Source organism: Novosphingobium sp., from assembly GCF_032093395.1.
In the GTDB taxonomy this organism is placed as follows: Bacteria; Pseudomonadota; Alphaproteobacteria; order Sphingomonadales; family Sphingomonadaceae; genus Novosphingobium.
On sequence record NZ_DAMDBA010000121.1, the window covers coordinates 1 to 9,722 of the forward strand.

General features: G+C 64.1%; 11 protein-coding genes and 3 tRNA genes. 4 read left to right on the top strand and 10 right to left on the bottom strand.

Going from position 1 to position 9,722, the window contains the following annotated elements; translation table 11 throughout:
• Positions 1-98: 98 nt before the first annotated feature.
• Positions 99-1,004 carry a formylglycine-generating enzyme family protein gene (locus RT424_RS22975; RefSeq protein ID WP_313443003.1) on the top strand — a complete coding sequence of 302 codons (906 nt, stop codon included), beginning with the start codon at positions 99-101 and terminating at the stop codon, positions 1,002-1,004.
• Positions 1,005-1,050: 46 nt separating this feature from the next.
• On the opposite strand, the gene RT424_RS22980 is transcribed toward RT424_RS22975, so the two are convergent.
• The 5 genes from RT424_RS22980 to RT424_RS23000 form a co-directional block, all read right to left on the bottom strand.
• Positions 1,051-1,917 (bottom strand): Na+-dependent transporter, encoded by an 867-nt coding sequence (locus RT424_RS22980; protein ID WP_313442981.1) that lies wholly within the window; start codon positions 1,915-1,917, stop codon positions 1,051-1,053.
• A gap of 274 nt (positions 1,918-2,191) precedes the next feature.
• Positions 2,192-2,268: transfer RNA gene (locus RT424_RS22985), tRNA-Pro, on the bottom strand.
• A 50-nt stretch (positions 2,269-2,318) separates the two neighbouring features.
• Positions 2,319-2,394 (bottom strand) — tRNA-Ile (locus tag RT424_RS22990).
• Positions 2,395-2,441: 47 nt separating this feature from the next.
• Positions 2,442-3,464, bottom strand: a complete 1,023-nt coding sequence (locus RT424_RS22995) for a polysaccharide deacetylase family protein (RefSeq protein WP_313442983.1) — start codon at positions 3,462-3,464, stop codon at positions 2,442-2,444.
• A gap of 184 nt (positions 3,465-3,648) precedes the next feature.
• A complete protein-coding gene (locus RT424_RS23000) occupies positions 3,649-5,520 on the bottom strand; it encodes a sensor histidine kinase (protein ID WP_313442984.1) in 1,872 nt (623 codons plus the stop codon).
• A 275-nt stretch (positions 5,521-5,795) separates the two neighbouring features.
• Here RT424_RS23000 and RT424_RS23005 point away from each other — a divergent pair, with 275 nt between their 5' ends.
• On the top strand, positions 5,796-6,263 hold the full coding sequence (locus tag RT424_RS23005) for an Lrp/AsnC family transcriptional regulator (protein ID WP_031342574.1): 468 nt from the start codon (positions 5,796-5,798) through the stop codon (positions 6,261-6,263).
• A gap of 32 nt (positions 6,264-6,295) precedes the next feature.
• Complete coding sequence (locus tag RT424_RS23010) at positions 6,296-6,820, top strand: hypothetical protein (protein ID WP_313442988.1); 525 nt, start codon at positions 6,296-6,298, stop codon at positions 6,818-6,820.
• Here the strand turns inward: RT424_RS23010 and aroQ are convergent.
• The 5 genes from aroQ to RT424_RS23035 all read right to left on the bottom strand — a co-directional run bounded on the left by aroQ (position 6,784) and on the right by RT424_RS23035 (position 8,858).
• The gene (gene aroQ / locus RT424_RS23015; protein ID WP_313442991.1) at positions 6,784-7,221 is read right to left on the bottom strand and encodes a type II 3-dehydroquinate dehydratase; all 438 of its coding nucleotides are present in this window, start codon (positions 7,219-7,221) and stop codon (positions 6,784-6,786) included. The two genes, RT424_RS23010 and aroQ, sit on opposite strands and share 37 nt — an antisense overlap.
• An 80-nt stretch (positions 7,222-7,301) precedes the next feature.
• Positions 7,302-7,658, bottom strand: coding sequence for a hypothetical protein (locus tag RT424_RS23020; protein ID WP_313442994.1), 357 nt, complete (start codon positions 7,656-7,658; stop codon positions 7,302-7,304).
• Positions 7,659-7,742: 84 nt separating this feature from the next.
• Entirely contained in the window at positions 7,743-8,156 is a 414-nt protein-coding gene (locus tag RT424_RS23025) for a holin family protein (RefSeq protein WP_313442996.1), read from the bottom strand.
• Between the two features lie 94 nt (positions 8,157-8,250).
• The gene (locus tag RT424_RS23030; protein WP_313442998.1) at positions 8,251-8,565 is read right to left on the bottom strand and encodes a hypothetical protein; all 315 of its coding nucleotides are present in this window, start codon (positions 8,563-8,565) and stop codon (positions 8,251-8,253) included.
• A 216-nt stretch (positions 8,566-8,781) separates the two neighbouring features.
• Positions 8,782-8,858: transfer RNA gene (locus RT424_RS23035), tRNA-Pro, on the bottom strand.
• Between the two features lie 281 nt (positions 8,859-9,139).
• Here RT424_RS23035 and yajC point away from each other — a divergent pair.
• The gene (gene yajC, locus RT424_RS23040; RefSeq protein ID WP_313443001.1) at positions 9,140-9,475 is read left to right on the top strand and encodes a preprotein translocase subunit YajC; all 336 of its coding nucleotides are present in this window, start codon (positions 9,140-9,142) and stop codon (positions 9,473-9,475) included.
• Positions 9,476-9,722 lie beyond the last annotated feature (247 nt).

Consider the following 9,722-nt stretch of genomic DNA (forward strand, 5'->3'; position numbering starts at 1 on the left):
GCGTGGCCGCCGTGGCGGGTATCGTCTTCAACATTTCGGGGATGAACTGAGTTATGGCAACGCACGCGAAAACGACCGCTCTTCGCCCGGACCGGGACATGGTCTGGATCGAGGGCGGACAATTCACGATGGGCTCGAACCATCACTACCCCGAGGAACGCCCCGAGCGGCCTGCCGCCGTGAACGGCTTCTGGATGGACCGCACGCCGGTGACGAACCGGGAGTTCGCCCGCTTCGTGGATGAGACGGGCTATCGCACCCTGGCGGAGGAAGCGCCCGACCCGGCTGCCTATCCCGGTGCGATGCCGGACATGCTGGTGGCGTCCTCGCTGGTATTCCAGTCGCCCGCGAAACCGGTCGATCCGCGCGGACCGGTAACCCAGTGGTGGTCGTTCACCGCCGGAGCGGACTGGCGCCATCCCACCGGACCGGCAAGCGGCATCGCGGATCTTGCCGACCATCCCGTGGTCCATGTCGCGCTGGTCGACGTCGAGGCCTATCTCGACTGGGCCGGCCTCTCGCTACCGCGCGAGGCAGAGTGGGAGTTCGCCGCGCGTGCAGGCCTGGAACTCGTCGAATATGCCTGGGGGAGCGAACTGGTGCCGGGCGGCGTCCACCAGGCGAATACCTGGCAGGGCGCCTTTCCCTATTCGAACTTGCGCGAGGATGGCTGGGAGCGGACCTCGCCGGTGGGGGCCTATCCGGCCAACGCCTATGGCCTTCACGACATGATCGGCAACGTCTGGGAATGGACGTCGGACTGGTGGACGGATTCGCCGAACGCGGCTCCCGCGAAAAGCTGCTGCTCCACCGCGCGCGCCAAGGCGCTTCAGGACAGCATGGACCCGCACGATCCCGCACGTATTCCACGGCGGGTTCTCAAGGGCGGATCACACCTTTGTGCGCCCAACTATTGCCGCCGCTATCGACCGGCGGCGCGCCATGCCCATCCGGTCGATACTTCCACCTCACATGTCGGGTTCCGCGCGATCCTCAGACCCTGACGTCGCTATCTCGGATCACCTGGCCAACCCCATCATGTCCCGAGGGTCATCCCTGATCCTCGGGCTTTTCGTGTCGGCGCACAATCATCTGATAAGGGATCAGCAACAAGAACCCGACGATCAGAAACAGCAGCACGGCGGCGGATACGGCTTCGTTCGCGTGGTTCGCCCCTGCCAACGCCAAGGCTATGCCAGGGTGACGCATCGAGGCGGCGATCGCGAGCGAGCTGCGGTCAGCCATGTCGTCACCTCCCAGGAAGTGCCCGCCCAGCAATGCGGCAAGCGCCACCAGGGCCATCGCCAGCACCGTGCCGTTTCCGACCAGCGCCATCATCTGCGGCCAGACCTTGATGACGATGGGCACGGCAGCCACGACCAGCAGGACATAAGCGGCGATCGTCACGGCTTTGGTCAGCTTCGGCGAGGGGCCCTTGAACAGGAGCCGGCCCACTACGAGGCCGACGATCAGCGGCACGGTAACGCCCACGAAGACATTGCGCGCCACCACGCCGACGGGGAACTGCGCGTGGACAGCGTAGAACCGGGCAGCGAGAGCGCCCAGGATCGGCACGAAGATCACGGCAAAGACCGCGCCGGTGGCCATCAGGCCGTAGACGTAGGAGGCGTGTCCGCCTGCCTTCAGCGCCTTGCCCGGCATCAGCGGCGGAACGGGTGACAGGGCCATGAGCAGGATCCCTGCCTTTGCCGCCTGCGAGACCGGAAAGATCGCAATGATGATCACGGCGGCGATCACCGGTATGGCCACGATCGCGCCGAATGCCTGCAACAGCAGTTTCGGCCGACTGAGCACGTAGACGAAGTTCCCGCGCGAGGAGGCCAGCCCGGCGGCGACTACCAATAGTGCAAGGCTGACCGTCAGTAGCAGGGGAATCAGATGCTTGATGATCTCCATGGCCCGGCCTCGCTGATGAATTCAGAGCCGAGAAGATCGCCTGTCGTAAGGGGAATTGTGATCGGGGAAATTACGCAGCAGCCGGAATGATTCTATTCACCCCGGCGTCCGCCTCCATCCCTTCGATCCGTATCTCTCGAGGAGTTCACGTAAACCGGTGCCGCCTGCGGCTCCGACGATCGGAATGCGGAGAGAGCCGAACCTGGCCGGCCAAGTCGCCCGGCACGGCCGTTATACCCTAGTATCCGTTTGAAATTCAGATGAAAAAAGAAGTTGGTCGGGGAGACAGGATTCGAACCTGCGACATCCTGCTCCCAAAGCAGGCGCGCTACCGGACTGCGCCACTCCCCGACCCTTCGGGTGTCGATGATGTCTTGCGGGACCAGAAGTCCTGCTGCCGTTGGTGGGCCCGGCAGGATTCGAACCCGCGACCTAGCCGTTATGAGCGGCCAGCTCTAACCGCTGAGCTACAGGCCCCAACCGCTGCGTCCGGCTCCATCGACGAAGGCCGGACGAAAAGCCCGTTAGCTTGGCAATTCGTTCTGTGCAAGCGTTACGCTGGATAGGATGTTGGCAACATTGCCGGGTTTTACACCGCGGCGTGCGAGATGGCCGAAAAGCGTGCGCCACCAGTCGTAAAGAGCGTCGAGATCGCGTGGGTTACGAACATAGGGTGTGTGCCCGGGAGCGAGCGAAGGGCTGTGGAACGAGAAGACCAGCACCGGCAACCCCATGTCGATCGCCACATCGACTCCGCGCAGGGCCTCCTCCACGGTGACGCCTTCGGGCGTCAGCGGAATCCGCTCCAGCAATCCCGTGCGTGCCAGTGCCCCCCGCAGTTGCGGCAGGCGCCAGAGCGCGGGATAGATGCTGTCGCCAAACTGCCTCAGCGGCCCCCAGTAGACCGTCGTCAGCGGCAGTTCGAGCAATTGCCGTCCCGCATCCGTCCAATAGGGATGCAGCGGGTGCTGGCGATAGTTCGGGCCGCCGGATGAACTGTAGTCGAAGCGCGCCCGCACCGAGGTGTCGATGGCTATCCCGAACTCCTGGAGGATGCTGGCGGTCTGCGGTCCAAGCCCATAGCGTCCCGCACGATATATGCGCGGCGCGGTGCCGAAGGCTTCGACGATACGCGCGTGCAACCGGGCGAACTTCTCGCGCTCCAGTTCGTAAGGCAGGTTGCCGGCGTAGGAGTTGAATTCGCTTATCACCTCGTCGAACGGGGGGCTTACCCAGGGATGAAGCTGCACGCCGACTTCCGCGCGCCCGGCCGAGACGGCCTCGCCGATCGCCTGCGGTGCGAGCGGCGAATTGGCCACCGGATAGTCTATGAGGTAGATCGGAACGACGCCGAATTCCTCGCAGAACTGCTGGAACGTCTGGAGCGCGGGGACCGATAGGGTGCCGTGGCGATGACGATCCAGCGGCGCGTTCCAGTCGAATTCCTCTTCGGTATCGACGGTGACGATGAACCTCTGGCCGAATCCCTCGTCGAAACGCGCGAGAGCGTCGGTTTTGGGAGGCTGGAGAAGATTGGTCCCCGGCAAACTGGGCATTCCCTTGATCGGGCCCTCGATCGCGGCACGTCCGACAGGGCGACGTTGTGTTCCCGGATTCGGTCAGGCGCGAGGCATGGCGAATCCGAGGGCGTGGTTGGTCCGGCTTAACGCCAAATCGTTCCGCTTCGGTAAAGGGGAAGGGCGGTGAACCGAAGTCTGCTCGCCCATATCGTCATATCGCCCGGCTGCCCGCCTGTTCGGCTGCGGGGGCGGCGGGAAGCGAGAGGTAAAGATCGTCCTCCTCCCGTTGCAGGCCGCCGCCCGCCGCTGCGGCCTCTGCCGCGGCCAGACGCAAGGTGAAGCCGATGCCGAACATGCCCGTGGACAGCGACTGTCCACGCTCACTGACGGGCGTGTCGAACAGGCTCTGGGCATCGCGGGTCAGCAGCAGCGAGGGCAGGGCGACGCGCATCGCCACGCGCCCGCTCTCCATCGACAGGCGGACCGGCAGCATCTCCTGCGGCGCGGTCATGCCGGCGAGAACGGCGAAGATGCGCCACACCAGGCGTTCGATTTCCGCCCTTTCGATCGCGACCGGCGAGGGCGCATATCCCAGTTCCGGAAGCACGAATCCGCTACTGCGCGGTTCTGTCCAGGCCTTCAGGCGCGACACCGTTTCGGCCAGAACGGAAGCGAGGTCGCTTTCCCCCGATTCGATGCCGAGCGCACCCGATTCCAGCTTTACCAGGCGGTCCAACTCTTCGAACCCGGCCAGGATATGCGCGCAGTCGCCAGCGATGGCGGCGGCAAGCGCGCGATACTCGTGGGGGGCGGGGCCATAGAGTTGCTGCTGGATGATTTCGGCGGCCACCTGGATGGCATTGGCGGGCGTCCGCAATTCGTGCAGCACCTGACGCATCCGGTCGGCCTCGCTTGGTTCGGCGGCCGGCGGGGCATCGATGGCGGCGATCTTGCCCGGGCGGCGCAATCTTCCCGCATAGCCGATGAACCGTCCGCTGGCCGGATCGAAATGCGGCACGGCATCGACTTGCCAGGATCCACGCACCGCCGGAGCGCCCGCGATGTCCACCGCGATCGCCCGGAGTGGCTGGCGGTGGCGCATGGACAGGGCAAGGCCAGGCCTTGGCGTATAGGGCGTCTGGATATGCGGCGAAGGCTCGACCGCCGACGGATCGAGACCGGCGAGATTCAGGCCGACCAGCGCACTGGCCAGAGAGCCGTCCGCCCAGTTGATGCGTCCTTCGGCATCCGTCGCGAAGTCGATCGCTGCCGTGGCAAGTTTCGAAGAATCGCCGAGCGGCAGTTGCGGGGCATCGCCTCCCGGTTTGGAGGCGAAACTGGTAGAGCCATGGCTTTCGCGCGCCTTGCGGAATTCTTCGATGCGGCGGACGATCGCGCCGATTCCGGCGCCAGCCTCGGCACCCGCATCTCCCCCGGCCTTGGCAACGCGATGCCCGCGCACGTCCGCCGGCGTAACGGCTGCGCGGCCGGCGGCGGCAATCTGTTCGAGCCCGGCGAAAGTCGCCGGTTCGACACGGGGCGCTACCGGAGGTTCCGGTTCGTTGTAATCCACCGCATCCACCAGGTCGAGCGGCTGCTCCTTATTCTCGTTACCAGCGGGTTCGTTAGCGGCCGGTTTCTCGATGGGCGGCAGCCCGCGATCGCGGATGCCAAGCCGTTCCAGCAGGGCTTCCACTCTTGCGCCCAGGTCGCGGCGATGGCGCAGGATGCCGCGCGCACGCACGGGGAGGGCGGGCACCAGGGCCAGCCAGGCGTCCTCGTGGAGCTGGGCGATGCCGATCGCGGCCATTGCCACTTCGGGCTCCGCTTCCGCGAAAAGAGCGAGAAGGCGGGGGTTCGTCAGGGGTTGAAGCGGCTGGCGCACCAGGCGCGCGCGATCCGTGGCGGGTATCCGCGACGACAAGTCGATCACACGGGCGAACCCTGCCTCGATCGCAGCCGAGCGCGCATCCTTCGCGAGGCTGCCCAGAATGTCGATCAGCTGGCGATACTGGATACGCGCCAGCGCGTCCCCGGAGGACGGCAGATGCAGAACCGTAGCAAGGCGATCGTCGAAGTGCATTCCGGCTCCATAGGCGCTCCGTCGGCCGGTGCGAAGCTGCCACATTCCTTATTTCCCAAAGGATAGGCTTCATTTCCCAAGGGATAGACCCTTAGGGTTAAAATGGGATCACCTCATCTCTATCAAACTGTGCAGATGGTGGAACCGGGTAGATTGTAGGCGTTGCAATGCGGGACGATTACGCTATGGGATAATATTATTACAGGGGTGTCGGCGTTTTCGAGTGGATATTGCATGCCGGATCACGCTGCGCGCCCCCGCAAGGAAAGTTTCGCATGATTAATCTCGATGACATCGATCGCCGCCTGCTCGCGGAGTTGCAGGACGAAGGGCGCATCACCAATGTCGAACTCGCCCAGCGTGTCGGTCTCACCGCGCCGCCTTGCCTGCGCCGCGTGCGCAGCCTTGAGGAATCGGGCATCATTCAGGGCTATCACGCCGACCTCGATGCCTCGAAGCTGGGCTTCACGATCACCGTTTTCGCGCTCGTCAGCCTGAAGAGCCAGGCCGAAGAATCGCTGCGCGCCTTCGAGGACCATATGAAGGGCCTGCCGGAAGTTCGCGAGTGCCACATGCTCAACGGCGAGATCGACTTCATCCTGAAGATCGTCAGCCGCGATCTCCAGAGCTTCCAGGAATTCCTGACCAGCAAGCTGACGCCGGCGCCGAACGTGGACAGCGTAAAGACCTCGCTGACCATCCGCACTGCCAAGAGCGTGCCCGGCGTTCCGCTGGAAGCCTGAGCGAATCACTTCGTGGCAATGACGTCGTGGCAATGACAAGGAAAACGCGCCGCGTCCTGCTGGGGGGCGCGGCGTTGCTGTTGGCGGCAGGCAATGTCTGGTGGTTCACGCAGCGAAGCATACAGCCTGAACCGGACTTCGTGCTGGGCACCACGCTCGAACAGGTCGGCGTACCGGCCGAGGCCGTGTCGTCGCTACCCCGTTTCGACGCCGCCAGCGGCGGATGGAGCGAGCAGGGAAGGCCGCTCGCCGCGATAAGCGATCGCGTTCGGCCCTATCGCGGCGATGATGTCGTCACGGGATGGAAGCCCAAGTCTTATCTCTCGATCGGCATCGAGGCGAGCGCCGGTCCGGACCAGCTTCGGCCGATCTTCCTCGATCTCGCACGCCGGGGCATCTGCGAGGTGGCCGTGGTGCAGGACGGCATGGCGGCCGGCCCGCGCGGCGAAATCGAGGTCTTCATCCAGCACATCGTTTCCGTGAGAGACGGTGAGGGCGGGATCGTGAAATGCGCTCCCGCTCAGAGAGCCGCCGCACCTTCCAGCGCCAGCAGGTAACTACCCGCTCCGAAGCCGGCGACCGTGGCCTTCGCGGCCATGCCCACCCATGAGGTATGGCGGAATTCCTCGCGCGCGTGCGGGTTGGAAAGGTGCACCTCGATCACCGGCACCTTGATCGCGCGGATCGCATCGTGCAGCGCGATCGAGGTGTGGGTATAGGCCCCCGGATTGATCAGCACAGCATGGGCGCCCTGGTCTTCCGCTTCGTGCAGCCAGTCGATCAGGTGGCCTTCGTGATTCGACTGCCGCATGTCGATCGTGCAGCCCAGCGCTTCGCCGCGTTCCGTCAGCATGGCCCCGATATCGTCGAGCGTCTGCGAGCCATAGATGCCCGGTTCGCGCTTGCCGAGACGATTGAGGTTCGGTCCGTTGAGGACATAGACGAGCTTGCTGGCCATTGCGGATTCCCGATGCGGTTGCTTTCCGGTCGGGGCTCTAGAGCATTTCCGCGGTGGCTGGGAATACCCAGGGAGATTTCTCAGCGTGGGGCAGGCATCTCGTCGCCCAGGGGGCGTCCATCGGCCTGCATGCCTGCGGGCGGCGGTGATGCATCGGCATCGGCAGCCGGGGAGGAGGGAGGCTGCGGTTCCTCCGCCTGCTCTGCCTCGTTTCCGCCCTGATAGAACTTGGCGAGTTCGGCGTCGTGGGCCTGTCGCCGCGCGGCGGCGCTTTCTTGCTGGGCCTGAGCCCGTGCGGCCGCCTCCTGCTGGGCCAGGGCTTTCGCTTCGGCAAGCTGCCTTTCGAGTTCATCCTCGCGGCTCGGCCCGCAACCCGCCAATGTCAGCAACGCGGCCGGTATCGTGGCCAGTGCCATGCGCGCTACATTCCCGAACACTCAAAACTCCTCGCAAGGCGGGCGACGCCGCGCTTGCGAGGAGATGTAGCGACGAAGATTTGGGTTTGTCTTAACAACGTGAGATCAACGATCGCTCCCCTTGGTCTTGCCCCACTGGCGCATGGCCGAATAGCCGAGGTAGCCAGTGCCGAAGAGGGCGTAGAGCGGTTCGGGGATGCCGTTCAGATAGGCCGTCATGGCCTGACCTATGGCACGGGCCGTGGCGAGGCTGAAGGCGCCGATCAGGCCCATGGGCAGGGCCCAGAGAATCATCGCGTATATGACGTAGAGAAAGCTCGGCCGCGCGCGGCTGGTCCAGGGGTCGGCGGAAGCGGCTTCGGCGACTATGGGTGAAAGGCTTGCTTGAAAGAGTTGAAGTTCCTGAGAATTTTCGAGCTTCAACAGTTCCAGCTTGGCGCGATCACGGGCGTCGGGATCGGGAATCACTTTGTCGATGATCTTCGAGACGGGCGACAGGATCGAATCGAACAGGGCCATTGCGGGCACTCCCTTGGATGGTGGCCCGCAACCAGATAAATGAACTTACAGGTGTAGGAAAATGCCGAAGCGGGTGCCCGGTGCGATTTCGCCGTTACCGCTGTGCCGGCTTGCACATGGCGCCGGCCCGATCGGCCAGCGCAAAGTCGCCTGCTCTTAGAGCCACCTTCCTCGCTTCCGTGCAGTTTCCGTCCGCCACCAGAGCGCCCACTTCCTCGCGCAGACCCTGCTCCCGGCGCATATCCTCCTGCTCCTCGTTCTGCTTGCGCAGGCGCTCCACCTCTTCAAAACCGGCGTAACGCTGTTGGGCCGGATTGTCGCCATTGCCCGGCTGGACGCTGCAGCTCGCGATATTGCCCAGACGATAGCAGGTCGAAGTTTGCGCCGAGACGGGCGAAGCAGCGGGCACGGCAAATGCGAGAAGAACTGGAGTTGCAATTGCGAGCTTCATCGTTCCCTCGAAGTGTCTGAAATAACTCCGGTCCAGATGAACCCGGAATTATTTCGCAGTCAAGAACGACATCGATGGCGGGACCATACGTCAACGGCATGCCCCGGCCGAAAGCAAACCTGGCCGAAAGCAAAAACGCCGGCTCCCGCGTGAAGCAGGAGCCGGCGTTTTTATTGGTCGGGACGAGAGGATTCGAACCTCCGACCCCCACACCCCCAGTGTGATGCGCTACCAGGCTGCGCTACGTCCCGACCGGAGCGCGGCCTATAGGAGGCTCTTTTCGAGAGCGCAAGCGTCTGATGAAGACTTTCTTCGCAGCGGTTGAAGCGTGCCTGTGGATACCTATTTGCGGGCAGCTCCCGGGGGATGGGCGGCTTTCGGCAGAAGGCCGCGCGTTGCCAGTGCTCCGCTTTGTTGCTAACCGCGCCCATCCGGCTAAGTCCATGAATGGATTTTTCCGGCAAGGCGTGCGGCAGATCGGATGCCGCGCCGTTCGCGCCGGGACGAAACGACGAGAAGGCCCTTCAGTTCAATGCAAAGCTCGATTCTCAACCAGCTCGCTGCCGCCGCTCCTGCGGGCGCTCCGCCGGCATGGATCCAGTACCTGCCGTTCGTGGCGATGGCGGCGATCTTCTGGTTCCTCATCCTGCGCCCGCAGATGAAGCAGCAGAAGGAGCACAAGAACAAGCTCTCCGCGCTCAAGAAGGGTGACGAAGTGCTGACCGGTGGCGGTCTTGTCGGCAAGATCGTGAAGATCGACGACAACTACGCCGATGTTCAGCTGGCCCAGGGCGTCGTCGTGAAGGCCGTCAAGTCGACCATCGTCGACGTGATCCCGCCGGCCGGCTCCAAGCCCGCGAACGACTGAGTTTCCGGCATCGCCGGGCTGTTCCCGGCGATGTCCGATGTCATGGAGCGGCCCAAAGCGGCTGCTCTTTCGGAGAGAAGCCACAGGCTATGCTCGAATTTCCTACCTGGAAGAAGCTCTGGTACTGGGGGCTGACGATCGTCATCGCCCTTTGCGCTGTGCCGTCGCTGGTCTCGCTGACCAATGCGCGCTGGCCCGCATTCCTGCCCGAGCCCAAGATCAATCTCGGCCTCGACCTGGCCGGCGG